Here is a 20,595-nt window from a genome sequence, read left to right on the forward strand (position 1 = left end):
AACACTCAGGAATGTCTCGATGACTGCTCGTCAATTTCTCACCCCGCTGCTCGCCGCCCTGCTGATCGCAGGCGGTTCGGGGTTTATCTCGTCGGCGCATGCGCATAACGCGGCCGCGCCCCCCTCCAAACTCGACAAGAGCCAGGCGGGCTTCTATCGCCTGAAGATCGGGGGCGTCGCCGTGACTGCCCTGTCGGACGGCACGATTCCGCTGGACACGAAGATCCTGACGAACACGAAAGGCCATCCCGTCGCCAAGCTGCTGAAGGACGGCTATGTCGGAACGACGATCGACGCCTCGATCAATGCGTTCCTGATCGAAACCGCCGGCCGGCTCATCCTCGTCGACGCCGGTACCGGTGAGCTCTACGGGCCCACGCTCAACAAGTTGCCGGCCAGCCTGAGAGCCATCGGCCTGGAGCCCGCGCAGATCACCGACATTCTCCTCACGCACGTCCACACGGACCACAGCGGCGGGTTGATGGACGGCACGACTCGGGTCTTCCCGAACGCCGTGATCCACGTCGAGCGCAAGGAGGTCGACTACTGGCTGAGTGCGCAAGCGCTCGCGCAGGCGCCCGAATCGCAGAAGCAGTACTTCGAGCAAGCCAAGGCGAAGATAGGTCCTTATGTCGACGCCGGCCAAGTCAAGCCGTTCGACGGTGCCGTCGAGCTGTTTCCGGGCATCCGCTCCGTGCCGGCGCCGGGCCACACGCCCGGCCACACCTTCTATTCACTCGAGAGCGAGGGCGAGAAGATCATGTTCTGGGGCGATGTGCTGCACGTCGCCGAAGTGCAGCTGCCGGCGCCGGGCGTCACGATCCAGTACGACGTCAACCCCCAAGAGGCGGCCGCGGCGCGACGGCGCGCGTTCGCGGATGCGGCCGCGAAGGGTTATCTGGTTGCGCCGGCCCACTATTCCTTCCCCGGCGTCGGCCATCTGCGCAAAGTGACCGACGGCTACCGCTTCGTGCCGCTGCCCTATATCAACGACGCGCATCCCGGTAAGAAAGAGGCTCCGGTGCCCGTATCCAGGTGACCTGGCCGGCGCACTAGGACAATCTGGCGCGGCCGGTGCGCACGCTGGAATTTCTTGAGCTGCTCGCCAAGGCGCCATCGGCTTCTGGCCGCGCGGGCGCGGCCACGGCCGCGGAAAACGCCAGGCGTGCGAGCAGCGCAACGAACATCGGCCTCTCGTGCACCGCCAGGGGCTCCAGGATTCGTTGGTTGATCCGATCCATGGCCGCGTTGGAGGTATTCAGCAGCGACTGCCCTTTGCGGGTCAGGGTCAGCACCTTCAGGCGCCTGTCGAGATCCGAGCCTTGTCGCTCCACCAGCCCCCGCGACTCCAACCCGGCCAGCACCGCCCCCACCGTCGCGCGGTCGTAGCCCACGATTCGCCCGATCTCGGTCTGGTGGCAACCGGGATTGGCCATCAGTGCGGACAACACGTTGTGCTGAGGCGGTGTCAGGTTCAGCTTCCCGATTTCTTCCGAGAAGATGGCAACCGCCACCTGGTGCGCCTTGCGCAGAAGAAAACCAGGTCGGTGCGTGAGATCGTGGAGGTCGTCCAGCGGTTGAGTCATGGAACCCGAGCGAAAGTTTGCTGCGTTCCAGTTTAGCGTCCGCTCTCCCGAGTCGGCCTGCGCCGATCGCATGCATTGCCTGGATCGTGCTCAAGAGATAGAATTGATTTTCGTGTCCATCTAACGGACATAAAAAGGAGCTCGGGGTGACGACTGCATGGATCGAAGTTCCTGGCACGACGGATGCGCCCGCCATGGGCGCTTACCTCGCACTGCCGCCGAACGGCCGCGGCCCGGGCATCGTCCTGTGCCAGGAGATCTTCGGCGTGACCGCCTCCCTGAGGGCCGTGGCCGACGACCTTGCGCAGGAGGGCTACGTGGTCCTTGTGCCGGACCTGTTCTGGCGCCTGCAGCCGCGTGTCGAACTCAGCTACTCCGAACAAGACGTCGCCCGAGCAATGGCATTGAGCCAGCAGCTCGATCAGCAGCTGCTTCTGGAGGACATGCGGGATACCGTGCAAGCCCTCGAGCAGCACCCGGCGGTCGTGGGCCGGATCGCCGCGTACGGGTTCTGCCTCGGTGGCCGCGTCGCGATGCTCGCGGCTGCCGCGGGCCTTGTCAGCTGCGCGGTGGCGTACTACCCGGTCGCGCTCGAGCAGCACCTCGAAAGGCTTGCGACCATCAAGGTCCCGGTGGTGATCCATTTCGGCGCCGAGGACCCATTGACGCCCCCCGTTGCAGTCAGCACTGTCGTCGCTGCGCTTGCCCGCAGCAAGGAGGCATCGGTGCACGTCTACCCCGGCGTGAAACACGGCTTCGCTGCCAAGGGACGCCCTGCCTACTGTGCGCCCTCAGCGGGCATGGCCTACAGCCGCAGCCTGGCCGTGCTCCGCGCGGTCCTCGGCCCGTGGTATGACCTCAACGCGCTCTGGGAAGCGCATCGCGCGTGCGAGTTCGTCTCGCGCGATGCCGCGGCCACCATGGCCACCATGGTTCCCCAGCCCTACGTCAATCACGTTCCGACAATGACGGGCGGATACGGACAGACGGACCTGCATCGGTTTTATAGTGACCACTTCATACCGCGCAACCCGGCCGACATGCGCACGATCCCGATCTCGCGGACGATCGGTGTCGACCGCGTGGTGAATGAAGGGATCCTCTGCTTCACACACGACACCGAGATTCCGTGGATGCTTCCGGGCATCGCACCGACGGGGTGCTACGTCGAAGTCGCGCTCGTCGGGATCATCACATTTCGGGGCGACAAGCTCTATCACGAGCACATCTACTGGGATCAAGCCAGCGTGCTCGTGCAGATCGGCTTGCTCGATCCGGCTGCCCTGCCCGTCGTTGGGCGCGAACAGGCACGCAAGGTACTTGATCCGAGCCTTCCTTCCAACGAGCTCATGCCGCAATGGACATGGGGAGCCTGAGGAATGGCGATCATCCGCATCAACCATTGCGACTTTCAGTACGAACTCACCGGCAAGGGGCGCGACATCGTCTTCGTCCATGGCGAAATCCATGGCATGCGGTACTGGGAGGCGCAGGTGGCGGAGTTCTCGCGCGACCATCGCTGCCTGATCTACAACCGGCGCGGCCACGCGGGCACGGAGTGGACCCACTACGGCTTCTCGCTCGTCAACCAGGCGCGGGACCTGGCCGGCCTCATCGATGCGCTGGAGATCGAACGGCCCATCGTCATCGCGCTGGCCTTCGGCACGACGATCGCTGCGCAGTACGCGCTGTCGCACCCGGACGGCGTCGCTGGCATGGTGATTGGCGCCTGGAGTGAACTTCATGAAGCGCCGATGTACATGGATGTGTGGACGGCGGCGAGCAAACGCGTGGTCCCGGTCCTCGAGTTCGAGGGCCGGCAGGCACTGATCGAACTGCTGCGCCGGGAGGGCGGCACCAACATCTACCGCGTCATTCCCCGGGAGGACGGCGCATTCCGCGAGCGCGTGATCCAGATGATGGCCAGTCATCCGCTCGAGCAGTACCGCCGAGGCATGCTCGAGCTCGGCAACTCCGTGCCGAACCTGGCGCCGCTCTTCAGCCGGCTCGACATTCCGGTCATGGGCATCTGCGGCGCAGAGGATCCCTATCCTGACCAGCCGGAGATGCTGCAAGGAATGAAGAACTTCCATGAGGCGCCGGCGGTGCCCGGTGCGGGCCGTTACGTCAACTGGCAGAAGCCCCAAGAGTTCAACACCGTGGTGCGCGAATTCATCGAATCGCTTCCCCGCGCGGGCGTGACGCGATGAACGCGATGCCCGAACACGCCAGCGTTTCCGGCCGGGTTGTGCTTGTCGTCGGGGCCAGTGGCGGAATCGGGACCGCACTCGTCGATGCACTCCTCGAAGCAGATGCGCATGAAGTGATCGCTGCGAGCCGTAAGCCATCTGCAGCGCCGCATCCTCGGGTGAAGCCGATCCACATGGATGTGACTCGGCATGACAGCGTGATGGAGGCCGCGAGAATCCACGGGTCCCGCGTGGATTGGGTCATCTGCGCCAATGGGATCAATTCGAACCACCGGCTGGCGCATTACGACGAAGCGGCCGCCCGAGCGGAGATGGAAACCAACTACTTCGGCCTCATCAACATCTTCTGCGCGTTCGCCCCGGCGATGAAAGCGCGCGGACATGGCGCCATCGTCAACATGCTGAGCGCCCTCGCTCATGTGAACCATCCCATGATGGCGACCTACTGCGCAAGCAAGGCCGCCGCCTTCTCGGTGACGCAGGCGATGCGCGCGGAGCTTGCGGCCTCCGGCGTTCGCGTCCGTGCGGTGCTGGCGCCGGCGGTCGACACCCCAATGACCGCGCACCTCAAGCAGACGAAACTGGCGCCAGGCGCCTTCGCAAAGCTGCTGATCGACGCCATGCAGCGTGACGAGGAAGACATCTATCCGGCTGCAGCACAAGCGTTGCGCGAAGCTCTGCAGCGCGACCCCAAGGCCGTCGAGCACTCGTTCGCCGCTCACCTTGCGTGAAGGGCCGCGACCTCCTTGCGGAACTCCGCGAGGATCTTCTCGGGTTGCTTCGTCCCGCGCGCCGAGGCGTCCTGCACCCACTTCTGCTCCAGCGCCGAGGTCCTGGCCTTGACCGCGGCCACGAAGCCCGGGTCGGCCATCGTGACCTGGATCTTCGACGCCTGCATGTGGGCGCGTCCGCTGCGATCGAGGATGTCCCACTGGCGGCCGAAGATCCGTGCGAGCACTTCGCCCGAGACCGAATCCACTGCTCTCTTCTCATCCGCGGAGAGCTTGTCATACCGCGCGGGATTCATCATGAACACCCAGCTGAGATTGTAGAGGCCGCCAGGGAAATACGTCGCGTGGCGGATGACCTTGTCGAGCTTGTAGGCCTCAATGGATTCGGCCGGGAAAAGCGCCCCGTCCATGACACCGCCGGACAAAAGCTCATAGGCGTCGGACGCGGGCTTCAGCGTGACATTCATGCCCAACGACCTGGCGATCTCGTTCACCATCCCCCCGCCCACACGGAACTTCAGCCCCTCGAGGTCCTCGATCTTCGCGATCGGCCGCTTCGAGTTGAACACCATGCCCGGCCCGTGCGTGAAGTAGCCGAGCACATGCACGCCCTTGTGTTCCCGGGCGAACTCGGGATGCCTGGAGGCCACCCTGTCGTAGGCGACCGACATGGCCTCCGCGCTGTCTCCGTTGAAAGGGAATTCAGCCATCTGGGTGAGAACGAACCGGTTCGGCGTGTAGCCGTGGACTGTGAGCGAGACGTCGACGACACCGTTGGCAACCGCATCGAAGCTGCCGGGCGGCGAGCTCACCGGTCGCGGCAGGATGTTGCATTTCAGCTTGCCGGCGGATTTGCTGTCGAGCAGGTCGCACCACGCCTTGACCGCCTGGGTCTGGCCGGGCCCGGTCCAGTTGGAGACCGCCAGCACAGTCTGAGCATGGGCCACGCTGCCGGCAGCGAGCAGACCCAGCACGAGGATGGAAGCTTTCATCATGACTTTCTCCTGGAGATCGACCTGCGTTTTTCACCGGGTGCGCGTTCGGCGCGTTCGCATCGCGCTCGTGCACGATGACCCACTATAGGACAACACATGAAAAAAAGAAACATCAGTCCACTACATGGACATCGCATGCAGCGCCCGCTAGTACATCGTCGACGGCAGCCACAAGCTGATCTGCGGAAAGGCGATCAGCAACACGAGCACGATCACCATGATCAGCACGAAGGGCCAGCATCCGCGAAAGATCTGCCGCAGTCCAACGCCAGGCAGTAGCGCATTGATGACGAACAGGTTCATTCCGACTGGGGGCGAAATCAATCCGATCTGCACGATCATCACGATCAGGACACCGAACCAGACAGGGTCGAATCCCAGGCTGGTCACGATGGGGAAGAACAGCGGGATTGTCAGCAGCACCATGGTGAGTTCCTCCATCACGGTTCCCAGCACCACGTAGATGGCCATCATGGCCACGATGATCATGATGGGCGACAAACCCAGATGCGTGATCCACTCCTTGAGATCGTTCGGCATCGAGGTGAAGTTCACGAAGTTGGCGAAGATGGTTGCCGCAATCAGCAGCGTGAAGAGCATGGCGGTAGTGCGCGCCGATTCCACCAGCACCTTGTACAGAATGCGCCAGGTCAACCGCCCACGGCAAAGGGCGAAGAGGAAGGCTCCCGAGGCGCCGATCCCGGCGCCCTCGGTGGCGGTGAACAGCCCGCCGTAGATGCCGCCCAGAACCACCACGACCAGCAGCGCCACGCCCCAGATGCCGCGCAGGGCACTCCAGCGTTCGGCCCAGCTGGCACGCACGGCGGGCGGTGCGTGCCCGGGGGTGAGAGACGTGATCGCAACGATGCCCGCCATCAGCATCGCCGCGCTGAGCAGCCCGGGAAGCACGCCCGCAGCAAAGAGCTTGCCGATGTGCGTCTCGGTGATGATCCCGTAGATCACCATGACGGTGGATGGAGGGATCATGATGCCCAAGGTACCGCCAGCGGCCATGACGCCAGTGGACAGCGATTCGCTGTAGCCCAGCTTGCGCATGGACGGGTAGGCCACCTTGCTCATGGTCGCTGCCGTGGCGATCGAAGAGCCGCAGATCGCGCCGAAGCCGGCACAGGCCACAACGGTGGCGTGCGCCAGCCCCCCACGCATGTGCCCCATAAAGGCGTAAGCGGCGTGGAACAGCTCATGTGCCAGGCCGGCCCGCGCCACGAAGTTGCCCATCAGGATGAACAGCGGGATCACCGAGAGCGTGTAGGCGAAACCTGTCTCGTAGACCACCTGGGCTGCGCTGGCGAGGGCTGGTGTCCAGCCGCGCGTGAGACCGGTGGCCACCAGGCCTACTGTGCCCATGGCGAAGGCCAGCGGAACGCGGGCCAGCGCCAGCACGAAGATGGCCAGGAACCCCAGCAGGGCAGCGGTCACAGCGCCGTCCCTTGCCCACTATCTCGCGCTTCATCGGATTTCCAAGCCCGCAGAAGATGCACGGTACCGGTGAGCGCGCTCAGGAGCGCCATTCCATAGATGAAAGGCGCCTTGAAGATGCCGAGCTGCGCCGTGGTCTCACCCGTGTCGTGGAATGCCCCGCCGGTCTTCAACATCAACCAGCCGAGCCCAAGCAGCAGAACTGCGCAGAACAGGTGCACGCAGGCAGCTTGGACCTTGCGCACACGAGGCGGAAGCAATGCGTCGAGCGAGTCGAACTCGACATGCTCGCCACGTGCCGAAACGAGCGGAAGCCCGGCGAAGATGACCAACACCATCAACAGCTCTGTCAGTTCCAGCGATCCGGTGATCGAACGGTCGAAGAGCTTGCGTCCCAAGACATCGAAGAACGTCAAGGCCATGATCGCGAACAACGCACTGGCAGCGGCCAGTTCACACAGGAGTGGCAAGTGCTTCTTCATGAGTGATCTCCATCGTTGTAGTTCTTCGGTCTCGCAGCCTCGTCGACTCCACTTTTCGTCAACGACAAGCCAGAGGCGATACGGGAAAGATGGCATTGATCTGGCCAGTGCCGGAGCTGGCAAAGTAGGGTGTGACGATCTCCGCCCGCCCTTCGTACTTGTCCCAGCCCATCGCGCCGAGGAGCATGGCCGTGTCGTGCATGTCGCCCTCGCCCCAGCACTTTTCGGCATACATCGGCAACATGCCGATGAAGGTCTTCCATTCACTGGCCCTCCAGAGTTCGACGACTCTGTGATCGACCTGCTCCAGGAATGGATCGTAGATCCTGTGCATGAACTCGGGTGCGCGCCCGTTGTCTGCGAAATGGTGCGACAAGGAGCCGCTGGCAAGCACCGCCACTGTGCCCTCGTACCTGTCTTCGATTGCACGGCGGACGGCCAGGCCGAAGCGCGCGGACTCCTGCAGGTCGTGCCAATCACACCAGCCGCTGATGCTGATCACCTTGTAGTGCCGGTCACTGTTCATGTAGCGCATCGGCACCAGCGTCCCGTACGCCAACTCCAGGGTGGTGTCGGAATGGGCACGGCTCTTGACGCCCATCTCGTTGGCGACGTCCGCGATCAAGTGCCCCAGCGACGGGTTGCCTGGATAGGCGTAAGGCATGTTCTTGATGAAATGCGGGAGCTCGTTGCTTGTGTAGATGCCCTCGAACCAAGGGCCGCAGTTGATGTGATATTCGCTGTTCACCTGCCAGTGCACGTCGAACACCACCATGGTGTCGACCCCCAGTTCGCGGCACCGGCGATCGATTTCCTTGTGGCCATTGATGGCCGCCTCACGGCAGCCGAAGTTCGGCCCTGGAAGTTCAGAAAGGTACAGCGACGGAACATGCGTGATCTTGGCCGCTAGCCCAAGTTTTCCCATGATCAGCCCTCCCGATCGACGGTGGCGGGGTTGACGGCCTCGACGTAGAAAGTTGCCGCGACGCTCTCGCCGGCGATGAGATGGTTGATCTGCATGCTCTCGACTTCTACAAAAAGGTGGTGAGCATCTTCACGGTCAACACGTTCTCGGTGAGCAAGATCTCCCGCCTCCGCAATTGCCAATCGCCGCCCACCTTCTGGAGTACGTCGTTGCGCCTTGCCGAGAGCATCATCGATTCGTGCTGATTCCGGTTCTGCCGGACGAAGACGCGACTGGAGACGGAGAGCTCGGCGCACGTGTCAGCCACGGCGGTCACGTACACGTTCGAGACATGATGCGTGGTCCGTGAGACGGGCTCCTCGGCGAAATGGACGCCAGTGCGGATCTGCTCGATGCGCTTGGCCAAGGTCCACTTTCCCTCCTCGAACCAGCTGATGTCGACACCCTCGCGCGTGGACTCCCGCTGAAGCTCGTTGTGGCGCGTGTTGCGTTGCATCGGCATGAAATAGACGATCCCCTCGTGCAGCGTCGCAAGCCAGTCCTCGTAGCGCCGGGTGTCCAGGAGGTCGGCCTCGCGGTACAGAAAGCGCTCCGCCTCCCAGGTCAGCACGCGCAGGTCTGTTTCCTGCGAAACGCGCGCGGCTTCATTCATCGTCGGCTCCTGCGAGGTTCTTGAAGATCGGGTCATCTCGACCCATCAGTCGATCCCAGTCGTCTCCCTCCAGGTAGTCCGCCCAGCGGGTATAGAAGGTGCGGGGGTTTTCCTCGGATATCTGCGTCGATACGTTGCCCGCCAGCGTTTCGTGCTTGCCAGCCCGACCCAGCGACTGCTGGTAGTTGTACGGGTATCTTCTGGCGATCGGGCCGGCACTGGACTCGGTGGCCATCTGCCAGTTCTCGATGTCGTCCTGCTCGGTCATCCCGGCAGGCCCTTGGTAGCGCATGTAGAAATGGCGCATGAGATCCCGGACTTCGGGCGGTGCCCCCTTGTCGATCAAGTACCAGCGCCACATTTCGGTGTGCATCGGCCCATGCGGATGGAACACCGTGATCGACCGCGGCTGGCGGCCGTTGAAGCTGGTGTTGGGAAAAATCGTGCAGACGAAGGGCAACAGCCGGGACTTCTCGCCCTGGCGCTCCTGCCGCTGCTCATAGCAGCGGCGGAAGTACTGCTCGACCTGCGGATTGTCTTGATAGGCTTCGGCGTACGGCAGCATCTTCGGCTGGATCGCGCTGTGCGCGCCATGGCCTGCCGGGAAGTTGACCCAGACGTGCTGCGCGCCAGAGAGCTCGTCGTCACGGCGACCCTTGCGGCCGGCCTGCGCGCTGGGGCCAATACCGATGTCGTCGACCGAGCGATGGCTCGGGTTGTGGTACGTGTCGCCCAGAAAGTTCTCCGCGCCCACCTTCCAGTTCGCCGGGATGATCCACTTCTGGACGCCGACGAACACTTCGGTTTCGCCAGGCGCTCCATCCAAGCCGTCGAGGGCCAGGTCCAGGTGCTCTTTCGCATCGCCGATGTACTCGAGGAACGGAGGCGCGTCCTTGTCCCAGGTGGCCCAGATGGTGCCCTTGTAGTTGTGGAGTTGCGCCACCTCGATCAAGGACCATTGGTCCTTGTCCAGATGCTCTTCATACAACGTGCCGTACATCGGCACGCCATGGAGCTTGCCTTCGGTCGTGTAGCTCCAGGCATGGTATGGGCAGGTGAACTGGCGCGTGTTGCCTTCATCGTATTGGCACACCTTCATGCCGCGGTGGCGGCAAGTGTTCAGGAAAACGTGAATCCCTTCTTTTTGGTCGCGGCACAGGATGACCGATTCATTGCCCATGCGCGACGTGAAGAAATCGCCAGGATTCTTGATTTGGCTCTCATGGCCAACGAAGAGCCAGGCCCGGGTGTAGATCCGCTCCAGTTCGGCCTGGAAGATCGAGGTATCCGAGAAGATTTCCCGGCTGATGACGCCGGCATCGCGGTCCACACAGTTGCGGTATCGGCCCGGCTCTGCCGGGGCCGCCTCAACGCGATGGATTTTTACGCTTTCGCATTTCATGTTCGTCTTCCTTCTGGATCTGGTCAGCCGGTGAACTTCTCGGCCAGGAACTGCTTCAAGGGGAACTGGCGGCTCTTCAAGGCCTGCCGCGCGGCCTCCACCATGGGCGGCGGCCCGCAGACATAGACAGTTGCAGCGCGATCGAGCTCGATCTCGCCCAGCATGTCGGTCACGCGCCCTTGGCGTGTGGGCGACCCTTCGTCGACCTCATCGCACGCGTACCGAACGTCGAGACCAGGAAGCTCCAAGCGCAGCGCGTCCAGGGCCGCCTTCTCGAAGAGGTGCCGCTCGCTGCGAGCCCCGACCAGCAGGGTGACCGGGGCGCTTCGCTGCAGCTCGCTGCCAGCAGCGAGCCTGCGGAGCATGGCCAGGAACGGCGCCAGCCCCGTACCTCCGGCAACCATCACCTTGGGCCGCAAGTCGTCGCGCAGGAAGAAGGTCCCGCGCGCGGGGCTGAGCTGGACGGTCGCGCCGGGCGGCGCAGCACGCAGCCAGTTGCAGAACTTTCCATCGGACCTGAGCGCAATGTGGAAGATGAGCGTCGTGGCATCCGGCGCATTCGCCATGGAGAACGATCGCTCGGGGCCTGGCTGCGGGGAGATGTTGACGTACTGTCCCGGCAGGAACGCAAACGGCCTCTCTGTTTCCAGAATGAGGGTCATCGTCTCCCGGGACGCTTCCTGCACATTCACCACGGTCGCGGCCGTGGGCGCTTCATCCCCTTCGACCTGCGCATCGCGGCTCGAGTACGGCAGTTCGATCACCACCGGGCCAGTAGCCCTGGTCCGGCACACGAGAACGAATCCGTCGTTGATCTCGGAGGCGGAGAGCAGCCCCTCGGTGAAGGGCTCCATGTCCAGCGAACCACAGGACGCACGGGCCTGGCACGTACCGCAGACCCCCTCTTCGCAATCCACCAGCAGCGAGATCCCCGCCTCCTTGCACGCCGCGAGGACGCTCGCGCCACGCTCGACCTGGATCGAACTGCTTCTTCCGTCGGAGAAAACGAACTGGACCGGGACCTTCTCGCTCATCGAAGTTGCTCCATGTCCATTGTATGGACTGTAATCTCAAGTTTAGAGCAGATGCCAGGCGGGTGTCAAATCGTCTACGTTAGACTTCCGAACTTCATGCAGAGAGGCTTTTCATGACCGAGGCCGAGAAGGGCAGCGAAGGCGTCAGGGCGGTTGGGCGAGCCCTGGAGATCCTTTCTTCGTTCACGCCAGCTGATTTCGAGCTTTCCCCGGCGGAACTGCTCAAGCGCGTGGATCTGAGTCGCCCGACGATGTACCGCCTGCTTCACACCCTGGAGGTCAACGGCTTCCTGGTGTCCTCAGGTGATCCTCAGAAGTTCCGGCTCGGTCCGGAAGTGGCGCGGCTGGCCCATGTCTGGGTGGCGAGCAACGACCCCGCCGCAGCCGCTGGTCCGCTGATGCGCAGGATCTGGGAGGTGAGCAGCGAGACTGTCGGCCTCTTCGTCCGAGAGGGCGACAACCGGATGTGCGTCGCGGAGATCCCCAGTCCCCACCCCTTGAGCTTTCGACGCGGCATTGGCTTTCAGGAGCGACTGGCGCTGGGAGCCAGTGGCAAGGTCATATTGGCCAACTCCTCCCTTGATGTCCGCCAACTGCGTCAATTGCTGCAAGGCTTGAAGATTGACGCGGGCGAGTACATGAAGGAATTGGAACGCGTCCGTCTCGCTGGCTATGCCGTCAGCCAGGATGAGCAGATTCATGGCGCGACGAGTGTCAGCGCTCCATTCTTCGATGCGAGCGGCGGAGTGGCGGGATCGCTGGCGGTCTACGGTCCAAGCGTTCGGCTGGACACCAAGAAGGTCAAGGCCACTGCGAGCTTGCTGCTCAATGAGGCGTCACATCTGTCGCGTGCCTTGGGTTTTCGCGGGCCGTCGGCGAACAGCTAGCTCAAAGGCACCGGCGCAGTGCCTGCGTAGGCGCGACTCCGCGAACGCGACCAGCGGTTCCGCCCGGTCTAGCGCAACGACTCACCGGGTCGGCGGTCCTGCTGCACCCGGCGAGCGAGCACCGCGTCAGCCATGGTGGCGCCATCGCGCCGTCGCTCTCCGGATGATGATTGGTGTGCCTGCGCACGCTCTCAAAGGCCGTGCGCCCTCATCGCCTTTTGCAATCATCTCGTCTGCATGCATACATTTATTGTCGAGGACGACGACAATCTTGTCGGCTCAATCAGACTTGATGCCGCAGAGATTCAAAGGTATATTGTATGCAGACATACATTCTATCGATTCAGCCTTCTTGCTGGACGCAACCACTTACTCAAGAGGACCTCATGGACAGAGTCACTGCGGAACTGCTGGTGCGCACCGGCCCGGACACGCCGATGGGCCAGCTCATGCGCCGCTACTGGGTCCCCGTGATGCTTGCTTCGGAGATTGGAGAGCCGGATTGCGCGCCGGTGAGAGTCAAGATCCTCGGCGAGAAGCTGCTGGCATTTCGCGATACCGATGGCAGGGCGGGACTGGTCGACGAGTTCTGCCCTCACCGGGGCGTCTCCCTCTTCCTGGGCCGCAATGAAGAAGGAGGCATCCGCTGCTCCTATCACGGCTGGAAGTTCGATGTGACTGGCAAGTGCATGGAATTGCCGTCCGTGCCGCAGCTCGCCGACAGGATGAAGATCAAGTCGTACCCGGTCGTCGAGCGCGGCGACATTCTCTGGGCGTACATGGGTCCGAAAGAGAACATGCCGCAGCTGCCCGAACTCGAGTGGTGCATGCTGCCTGCCAGCCACCGTTTCGTCAGCAAACGGTACCAGGCCAGCGGTTGGCTCCAGGCGATGGAAGGCGGCATCGACACGACCCATGCGTCGTGGGTTCACCGGTTCGAACTCGAACAGGACCCGATGCATATGCATGCGGAGGCCAACAAGTACATCAAGGCCGACAGGAATGCAGTCTTCGACATCGAGGAAGCGGCGCACGGCCTGACGATCTTCGGCCGCCGCAACGGAGAAGAGGACTCCCATTACTGGCGCATCACGCAGTGGATCTTCCCGTGGTTCACGCTGATCCCGCCGTTCGGCCCGCACGCGCTGGGTGCCCACATGTGGATCCCGATCGATGACGAGAGTTGCTGGGCGTGGAGCATCAATTTCCTGCCCGACCGCCCGCTGCCCGCCGAAGAGTTGCAAGCCATGCGCGAGGGAAAAGGCATTCACGTGAAGTACATCCCCGGCAGCTTCGTCCCGTTGGCCAACCCCGGCAACGATTGGCTCGTCGACAGGCAGGCGCAGAAGGACAAGCAGAGCTTCAGCGGGGTGGAAGGCTTCTCGATCCAGGACGCCTCCCTTCAGGAGAGCATGGGACCGATCCAGGACTACGCGAAGGAACACCTGGTCGCCACCGATCGGCCCATCGTGATGGCAAGGAGGATGCTCGCGCGTTCGGCGCGCGAGCTCGAACAAGGGACTGCACCGCCGGCGACCGATGCCGCTTCCCAGCGCGTGCGGGCCGCGTCGGTCCTGCTGGACCGCGGCGTGAAAGCGGAAGACTGGGCCAAGGAAGCCTTGACGTCCCTCGACCAGCCGGTCTTCAGTGTCTGAAATCGGGAGCGAGGACGGAACGCTTGCCTACCCACCACGCACGCATGCCCACCACCTTCGCATCCACGACGAGCGGTCCACGAAGGCCGCTCTTCAATCTGCCGGCCACTTCGGCGACATCGGCCTCGCAGCGGACAGTGACCCCATCCGCGCCGAAACCCCGCGCAACGGCAGCGATATCGGTGTCCGGGAATTCGACGATCTCGGTCGAATGGCCTTGAGGCTTGAACTGATAGATCTCCGCACCGTAGCCCTGGTCGTTGTAGACCACGATCAGCATCCCGAGCTTCAATCGAACGGCCGTCTCGAGCTCGGCGATGCCCATAAGGAATCCGCCATCGCCACACGCCACGACGGGAAACCGGTCCGGGCGCGCAAGCGCTGCGCCGATCCCCGTCGCGAGGCCGAGGCCGATCGACTGGAAGGCCTGCGTGAAGCAGAAGCCGTTCTCGTCCGGAACCTTCAAGTACATGCTTGGATAGCCCATGAAGTTCCCTGAATCGACACTGAGGATCCGGTTCTCGGGGAGAAGGTCGTCCAGGGCGATTGTCAGGGTGCGCGGGTCGATGGCCTCCGCGGTGCTGGCATTGGCGAACGGAACGTCTCGCCACTGCAGTTCCGACTGCAGGCGCCGTGCGAGCTGCGGCGAGCGATAGCCTGGACGCTCGGCCCGCGTTGCTGCGAGCAGTTCGGCAACCATCCGGGCGGTCGCAGCGACATCGCCCAGCACGCCAAGGTCGATGGGCTGGTTCTTTCCAAGAGCCTCCTGCGCCAGGTCGACTTGCACCAGCTTCACGTTCTTTCCGAGCAGATGGCCATGGGCGGTAGTCCACATGTTCAGCGTGGTTCCCCAGCCGACGATCAGGTCCGCATCGGCGATCAGCCGCGCCGTCAAGGGCGAGGAGAACCCGCCCGAGACACCGATCGCCCAAGGGTGCCCCGCGAAGAGCCCTTTGGCGACTGCGCCTTCCGCCAGGAGCGCTCCGGCGGCATCGGCCAGCGCCGCCACGGCCTCTCGCGCACGAAGACCGCGTGCGCCGCGCCCGGCGATGAACACCGGTCGCCTCGCGGACAGCAGCATGTCCGCCAGCGTCCTGGCGTCGGACGAGGCCGGCAAGGAAATCGGAGGCGCTTCGATCGGGGCCATCGTGTCAAGCCAGGACCCATCCATGCTCTCGAGCTGCATGTCCACGGGCAGATTCAGCAGGACGGTGCGGCGCTCTCGCAGCGCGAGCGAATAGGCGGCATGCGTGTCCGTCATAGCGCTCGCCGCCGACCGCAGCCGGAGCGAGGAGGCACCGACGGACCGGGCCAACGCATCCTGGTCGATGTGGAAGTTCGATGCCGGGTCGGTTGCTTCGCCCGAGACCACCAGCAGCGGCGTGCGGCTCTTGGCAGCCTCCCCGATACCCGTGATCGCATTGGTGAGGCCGCAACCCTGGTGCAGGGAGACGACTGCGACTTCGCCGCTCATCCGGGCGTAGGCGTCGGCCATGGTGGCGGCACCGCCTTCGTGGCGCGCCGCTGTGAACTTCACACCATGCGCCACCAGCGCGTTCGTGAAGTGGAAATTCCCGCTTCCGACGACGCCGAACGCGTGGCGCACGCCCAGCTTCGTGAGCGCCGCTGCAACACCGTCATGCACGCTTTCAATCATGTTCCGTTGTCTCCGCTAGTCCGCCTTGATACCTGCGGCCCTTGCTATTTCCGTCCACTGCGCACGTTCGGTGGCCACCCGACGTGCGAACGCGGCACCCGCCGGCGCGCCACGCTCCATGCCCATCCGCTGGAGCTGTGTCAGGGTGCCCGGGTGCCCGGCCGAAGTGTCGATGGCAGCACGCAGCTGCGTCGAGACGGCTGCGGGCAGCCCCGAGGGCGCGACGATGCTCGTCCAACCCATCATCTCGAACTTGGGCAAGCCCATCTCAGCGATCGTCGGCGTATCGGGAAGCGATGCACTCCTTCTGCGTGATGTCACACCCAGTGCGCGGAGCTTCCCGCCTTTGAGCAGCGGGAGTGAAGAAGCCAGGTCGACGATCGCGTAGTCGACCTCGCCCGCCGCCACCGCAGTGACCGTGGGCGCATTGCCCTTGTAGTTGACGTGAACAGTCCGCAGCCCCGCTTGCCGAGCGAAGTACTCGCCGGCGAGATGAAACAACGAGGAGCCCACCCCGTGATTGAGTTCTCGCTGCACCGACAGAGCCCGCATCGAAGCCAGGCTGGTCAGGCCCGACGACTCGCCGACGATCAGCACGCTGGGATAGAACGCCAGCACCCCGAGTATTTCAAAGTCGGTGGCGGGCTCGTAGCCGAGCTTGGAGTAGATGGCCGGGTTGACAGCCAAGGCACCGTTGGACGCGACCAGCAACGTGTAGCCATCTGCCGGCGCCTTCGCCACCAGCTCCGCGGCGATGATCGAATTGGCGCCCGGACGGTTCTCCACGACCACTGGCTGGCCGAGCACGCCCTGCACCCTTGCCGCGTACACGCGCGCCAGCAGGTCGTTCGCCCCGCCGGGCGCGAATCCCACGACCAGCCGCAGCGGCCGCGCGGGAAAGGCTTGGGCCCGCAGCGTACGGGCAGCGGCACCCGCGACGCCCGCGGCCGCAGCGCCCTTCAGCAGCAATCGACGTCCGATCAAGATTTGCTCCTCCGGCAGCGGGTCGAGCCATCCGCAAAACGGAAAGCCGCTCCAGAAAGTATCGGCATGCGCGCCATGGCCTAGCAGTAGATCGCCTGCATTTCGGTGTAGTGCCGCAGGCCGAAGATCGAGTTCTCGCGGCCGATGCCGGACATCTTCATTCCGCCGAAGGGCACATGCGCGTCGTAGTCCACGTGCTTGTTGACCCAGGCCGAGCCGACCTCCAGCTGCGCCACGACCTGCTTGCCGCGGGACCAATCGCTGGTCCAGACCGAGCCGCTCAGGCCAAACGAGGTGCCGTTCGCAGCTGCCACGGCCTCTTCGACGGTCTTGTAGGAGATCACGGGCAGCACGGGCCCGAAGGTCTCTTCCTGGACAACCCGCATACCGGCAGGTGGGTTGATGGCGATGTGCGGCGCGAGGAAGTAGCCGCGGCCGGGAACGGGCCGCTTCCCGGCGTAGAACTCGACCGGGCCGCCCTCGGCCTCCTGCAGCACCGACTGCACGCTTTCATACTGCCGCCTGTTCTGTATCGGCCCCATCTGCACGCCCTCGTCCAATCCGTTGCCGACCACCAACTGGTCGCAGCTCGACCGCAGGCTTCGGACGAAGCTGTCGAACCGGGATTCGTGCACGTACAGGCGCTTGATCGCCATGCAGGCCTGGCCGGCGTTGGTGAAGGCGGCGGCGAACACAGCGGGCGCGACGGTATCGACATCGGCGTCGTCGAGAACGATCGCCGCGTCGTTGCCGCCGAGTTCGAGCGTGACGCGCTTCAGCGCCGAAGCGGCGGCCGCGCCGATCTTCCTGCCCACGGCGACCGATCCGGTGAACGATATCTTCGCCACGTCCGGATGGGTGACCATGGCCTCGCCGACCTCGTTGCCGCCGGCCACGACATTGAGCACGCCTGGGGGCAGGGTTTCGCGCCCGATCTCGCCCAAGCACAGGGACGTCAGCGGTGTCGTCGGGGCGGGCTTGAGCACCATCGTGTTGCCAGTCACCAAGGCATGCCCGATCTTCCAGATGGCGAGCAGGACCGGCACATTCCACGGCGTGATCGCAGCGATCACGCCCAGGGATCGGTGGTGGATCTCGACCTGCCTGCCGTCGGATGCCGTGAGCCTGTCGGGTCCCATCGGCAGTTGCACGAGTTTGCGCAGGTACTTCGTCGCGTTGCCGATCTCGTCCTCGGCGCGCGCGAGCGGCTTGCCCTGCTCCATGGTGAGCAGGCGCGCCAGCATGTCCTTCTCGGCATCGATCCTGTCGGCGAACGCGAGGAGCTTGTGGACACGCAGGTCGTGCGGTGTCGATGTCCAGGCCGGAAACGCCGCCAGCGCCGCCCGGACGGCGGCATCCACCTCCAGGGCGCCGCCGGCCGGCGCAATCGCGAATGCTTCCGCATGCGCCGGATTGACGACCTCGAAGACATTCCTGCTCGTGACCGGCGCGCCGCCGATCGTATGGCTGTAGCTGTGACCTTGGTTCAAGGCATCTCCTTCGAACTCTGCAAGTGCGCCGCGGCCTACCGCTGGACGATGTTGGCGGTCGAGAGAACCCGCTTCCACTTCTGCCGCTCGGCGACGACGAATTCTCGAAATTCGGCGGGCGACTTCGACCTCTGGGGAACGCACCCCAGAGCGGCGCACCGCGCGGCGAACGACGGTGAATCCACCAGCGCGAGCACCGCATCGCTGATGCGCGCCACGATCGCCGGTGGCAGGTTCGGCGGCCCCACGATCGCCTGCCACGCTGTCAGGCTCACATCGGGCAGGCCCGCTTCCGCGAAGGTCGGCACATCGGGCAGGAAGCTGCTGCGCGTGGGATCCGCCACGGCGAGGGCCGTCAACCTGCCCGACTGGAGGAAGCCTCGTGCCGGAGCGAGGTCCGTGACCATGATGTTGAAACTGCCGTCGAACAGGCCATTGATGGCCGTCCCGCTGCCGGAATACGGCACGTGCACCAGATCGATCCGGGCTTCCTCCCGGAACATCTCCATGATGAGGTGATGCGGCGTGCCTGGACCGGCCGACCCATAGGAAAGCCCTTTGCCGCCCTGCTTCTTCGCGTCCTGAACCACGTCTTGCACCGACTTGTAGCCGCTGGTCCCACTGGAGACAAGGAAGAACGGGTTCGTCGCAACGAGCGTGATCGGCGTGAGTCCGGTGAGCGGATCGATGTGATCCTTGTACATGGCCGGCGCCGCCGCCAGCGTCGTGCTGGTCGCCATCAACAAGGTGTATCCATCGGGTACAGCCAAAGAAGCAGCTCGGGCTCCGACCAGCGTGCCAGCGCCGGGCCGGTTCTCCACGACGACGGTCTGCTTGAGCGCCTGCGTCATGTGCTCGGCAATCGCCCGCCCAAGGGAGTCGGTCAGTCCGCCGGGCGCATACGGAATCAGCAGGCGAATGGGCTTGCTGGGATAGTTCCCACCGCCCCCCTGCGCCACCGCTGACAGCGGCAGCACCAGACTGACCACGCAGGCCATTGTTTGAATCAGATTTCGAAGCATTGCACCCTTAAGAAAAGGAAGGGTTGAGTGGAATGAGCCGGCAGACTCTAGATCAATCAACGCTCAAAGTAAAACTAGAGTCCGCCTGATGGACAGACCAGCTCAAGCGAACTCCTGAAGCAAGCTGCATAGCGTGCCGTCCTCGTTGGCCAGTTCGTCGAGGATCGAAAAATGATCGTGAGGCTCGAGCGGCAGGTAGTTCATTCCACTGGCGTCGGCGAATTCACGGGATTGCCGAATCAGCTCAGGAAGCTCCCTGGCACCCACCGTGATGGTGAGCGGCGTCGAAGCGGCCGGAAGATGCTTCATCGGGCTGAGCCGCTCCACATCATCGTCCGTGAGTCCAAGCTTGGCGTTCAAGTAGCTCAGCCGGATGGGCTCGAGGTCGTAGAGCCCGCTGATCGCGATGCCTCCGACGATTCCTTCGGTGCCGAGAGCCCCGACACACATCAAATGGGCTCCTGCCGAGTGACCTGCCAAGACAATGCGGTTGGCATCGAATTCCAACTCCCCTGCTCTTCCACGAATGCAGGCCAGCGCACGGCGTACGCCATCGACCATTTGCGCCAGCGTTGCTTCCGGCGCGACCGTGTACTCCAGGTTGGCCACAGCAAAACCGCGTGCGACCGGCCCCTCTGCGAGGAAGCCGACGGAGCGCTTCTCTCCCCCTTGCCAATACCCACCATGTATGAAAAGCAACAGCGGCGCGGCCGATCGCTTCGCAGGATAGTAGTCAAAACACTCCCGCAGCTGGGCGCCGTACACGAGGTCCAGCTTGGCCCCCAACGCCCGTGCCGTGACCGCTGACCGTTCACGCCATCCGGCCACCGTCCCAGGGAAATCGGCAACCGCTGCGATGTTGTTGTAGGCCGCGTCCAATTCGTTCTGGGTGAACCCCCGATGCAGCTTCGCGTCGGTCATGCGCGGCTCGCGGCGGCGATCTGTTCCGGCGTCGCCCACCCTGCCGACTGCAGGATCTCGGAAATGTTCGCTGGACGCTGGAAGGTCGTCGGCGGCTCATCCCCCAGCTTGCGCGGCGCCCCCATGGCCCGCACCACCTCGTCCAGGCCAGGGGGCGTGAAGAACCAGGCGAACTTCATGTCGCAGTCGCCTTCGTTGACGATCGAGTGGCCGCAGTACTTGCCAAGCAAGATCGTGGTCCCCGGACCGATCTGGCTGCGTACACCGTCGATCTCCGCGTAGCCCGTGCCTTCGTAGACAAACAGGACCTCGGTGTTTCGGGCGTGCCCGTGCTCTCGGACGTGGCATCCAGGCGGCATCACCTGGATGCCGAAAGCGAACCCTGGATCCGGATCGCCTTCGACACCGGGTCCGACCTTCACAGTCATGTAGCCCCGATGCGGAACCGGCTGCCAGTACGAATCGCCTTGATCCGTACCAATCACGCGCGACGGACCCTTTGTGTATTGAGACATTTCCTGA

The 20,595-nt window shown here is 63.8% G+C and carries 20 protein-coding genes; 6 read left to right on the forward strand and 14 right to left on the reverse strand.

The window, feature by feature from the left end; all coding sequences use genetic code 11:
* The first annotated feature begins 19 nt into the window (after nt 1-19).
* Nucleotides 20-1,039 (forward strand): MBL fold metallo-hydrolase, encoded by a 1,020-nt coding sequence (locus AC3A6J_RS21670; RefSeq protein ID WP_487862057.1) that lies wholly within the window; start codon nt 20-22, stop codon nt 1,037-1,039.
* Between the two features lie 13 nt (nt 1,040-1,052).
* On the opposite strand, the gene AC3A6J_RS21675 is transcribed toward AC3A6J_RS21670, so the two are convergent.
* Complete coding sequence (locus AC3A6J_RS21675) at nt 1,053-1,586, reverse strand: MarR family winged helix-turn-helix transcriptional regulator (RefSeq protein WP_487862058.1); 534 nt, start codon at nt 1,584-1,586, stop codon at nt 1,053-1,055.
* A 146-nt stretch (nt 1,587-1,732) separates the two neighbouring features.
* On the opposite strand from AC3A6J_RS21675, the gene AC3A6J_RS21680 reads away from it, so the two are divergent.
* The 3 genes from AC3A6J_RS21680 to AC3A6J_RS21690 are packed head-to-tail and all read left to right on the forward strand — an operon-like array spanning nt 1,733 to nt 4,527.
* Entirely contained in the window at nt 1,733-2,962 is a 1,230-nt protein-coding gene (locus AC3A6J_RS21680) for a dienelactone hydrolase family protein (protein WP_487862059.1), read from the forward strand.
* 3 nt (nt 2,963-2,965) lie between these two features.
* Nucleotides 2,966-3,796, forward strand: a complete 831-nt coding sequence (locus AC3A6J_RS21685; protein WP_487862060.1) for an alpha/beta fold hydrolase — start codon at nt 2,966-2,968, stop codon at nt 3,794-3,796.
* Nucleotides 3,793-4,527, forward strand: coding sequence for an SDR family NAD(P)-dependent oxidoreductase (locus tag AC3A6J_RS21690; protein WP_487862061.1), 735 nt, complete (start codon nt 3,793-3,795; stop codon nt 4,525-4,527). Before AC3A6J_RS21685 ends, AC3A6J_RS21690 begins: the two co-directional genes overlap by 4 nt.
* On the opposite strand, the gene AC3A6J_RS21695 is transcribed toward AC3A6J_RS21690, so the two are convergent.
* The 7 genes from AC3A6J_RS21695 to AC3A6J_RS21725 all read right to left on the reverse strand — a co-directional run bounded on the left by AC3A6J_RS21695 (nt 4,515) and on the right by AC3A6J_RS21725 (nt 11,457).
* A complete protein-coding gene (locus AC3A6J_RS21695) occupies nt 4,515-5,522 on the reverse strand; it encodes a TRAP transporter substrate-binding protein (protein WP_487862062.1) in 1,008 nt (335 codons plus the stop codon). The two genes, AC3A6J_RS21690 and AC3A6J_RS21695, sit on opposite strands and share 13 nt — an antisense overlap.
* 147 nt (nt 5,523-5,669) lie before the next feature.
* Complete coding sequence (locus AC3A6J_RS21700) at nt 5,670-6,962, reverse strand: TRAP transporter large permease (protein ID WP_487862063.1); 1,293 nt, start codon at nt 6,960-6,962, stop codon at nt 5,670-5,672.
* Entirely contained in the window at nt 6,959-7,444 is a 486-nt protein-coding gene (locus AC3A6J_RS21705; protein WP_487862064.1) for a TRAP transporter small permease, read from the reverse strand. Before AC3A6J_RS21705 ends, AC3A6J_RS21700 begins: the two co-directional genes overlap by 4 nt.
* 58 nt (nt 7,445-7,502) lie before the next feature.
* The gene (gene hpaD / locus AC3A6J_RS21710; RefSeq protein ID WP_487862065.1) at nt 7,503-8,369 is read right to left on the reverse strand and encodes a 3,4-dihydroxyphenylacetate 2,3-dioxygenase; all 867 of its coding nucleotides are present in this window, start codon (nt 8,367-8,369) and stop codon (nt 7,503-7,505) included.
* A 106-nt stretch (nt 8,370-8,475) separates the two neighbouring features.
* Nucleotides 8,476-9,021, reverse strand: coding sequence for a 3-phenylpropionate/cinnamic acid dioxygenase subunit beta (locus tag AC3A6J_RS21715; protein WP_487862066.1), 546 nt, complete (start codon nt 9,019-9,021; stop codon nt 8,476-8,478).
* The gene (locus AC3A6J_RS21720) at nt 9,014-10,423 is read right to left on the reverse strand and encodes an aromatic ring-hydroxylating oxygenase subunit alpha (RefSeq protein WP_487862067.1); all 1,410 of its coding nucleotides are present in this window, start codon (nt 10,421-10,423) and stop codon (nt 9,014-9,016) included. The genes AC3A6J_RS21715 and AC3A6J_RS21720 overlap by 8 nt, the downstream gene beginning before the upstream one ends.
* Before the next feature lie 23 nt (nt 10,424-10,446).
* Nucleotides 10,447-11,457, reverse strand: coding sequence for a 2Fe-2S iron-sulfur cluster-binding protein (locus AC3A6J_RS21725; protein ID WP_487862068.1), 1,011 nt, complete (start codon nt 11,455-11,457; stop codon nt 10,447-10,449).
* A gap of 113 nt (nt 11,458-11,570) precedes the next feature.
* Here AC3A6J_RS21725 and AC3A6J_RS21730 point away from each other — a divergent pair, with 113 nt between their 5' ends.
* Nucleotides 11,571-12,344, forward strand: a complete 774-nt coding sequence (locus AC3A6J_RS21730) for an IclR family transcriptional regulator (protein ID WP_487862069.1) — start codon at nt 11,571-11,573, stop codon at nt 12,342-12,344.
* A gap of 386 nt (nt 12,345-12,730) precedes the next feature.
* Nucleotides 12,731-13,999, forward strand: a complete 1,269-nt coding sequence (locus AC3A6J_RS21735) for a Rieske 2Fe-2S domain-containing protein (RefSeq protein WP_487862070.1) — start codon at nt 12,731-12,733, stop codon at nt 13,997-13,999.
* Here AC3A6J_RS21735 and AC3A6J_RS21740 read toward each other — a convergent pair.
* The 6 genes from AC3A6J_RS21740 to AC3A6J_RS21765 form a co-directional block, all read right to left on the reverse strand.
* Entirely contained in the window at nt 13,989-15,656 is a 1,668-nt protein-coding gene (locus AC3A6J_RS21740) for a thiamine pyrophosphate-binding protein (RefSeq protein ID WP_487862071.1), read from the reverse strand. The genes AC3A6J_RS21735 and AC3A6J_RS21740 overlap by 11 nt on opposite strands.
* Before the next feature lie 15 nt (nt 15,657-15,671).
* The gene (locus AC3A6J_RS21745) at nt 15,672-16,640 is read right to left on the reverse strand and encodes a Bug family tripartite tricarboxylate transporter substrate binding protein (RefSeq protein WP_487862072.1); all 969 of its coding nucleotides are present in this window, start codon (nt 16,638-16,640) and stop codon (nt 15,672-15,674) included.
* Between the two features lie 80 nt (nt 16,641-16,720).
* Nucleotides 16,721-18,130 (reverse strand): aldehyde dehydrogenase family protein, encoded by a 1,410-nt coding sequence (locus AC3A6J_RS21750; RefSeq protein WP_487862073.1) that lies wholly within the window; start codon nt 18,128-18,130, stop codon nt 16,721-16,723.
* Between the two features lie 35 nt (nt 18,131-18,165).
* Nucleotides 18,166-19,152: a Bug family tripartite tricarboxylate transporter substrate binding protein gene (locus AC3A6J_RS21755; RefSeq protein ID WP_487862074.1), complete on the reverse strand. Its 987-nt coding sequence runs from the start codon at nt 19,150-19,152 to the stop codon at nt 18,166-18,168.
* Between the two features lie 102 nt (nt 19,153-19,254).
* The gene (locus tag AC3A6J_RS21760; RefSeq protein ID WP_487862075.1) at nt 19,255-20,073 is read right to left on the reverse strand and encodes an alpha/beta hydrolase; all 819 of its coding nucleotides are present in this window, start codon (nt 20,071-20,073) and stop codon (nt 19,255-19,257) included.
* Nucleotides 20,070-20,588, reverse strand: coding sequence for a cupin domain-containing protein (locus AC3A6J_RS21765; protein WP_487862076.1), 519 nt, complete (start codon nt 20,586-20,588; stop codon nt 20,070-20,072). Before AC3A6J_RS21765 ends, AC3A6J_RS21760 begins: the two co-directional genes overlap by 4 nt.
* Between the last annotated feature and the right edge of the window lie 7 nt (nt 20,589-20,595).

It is taken from the genome of Variovorax sp. Soil_C_39 (genome assembly GCF_057656815.1).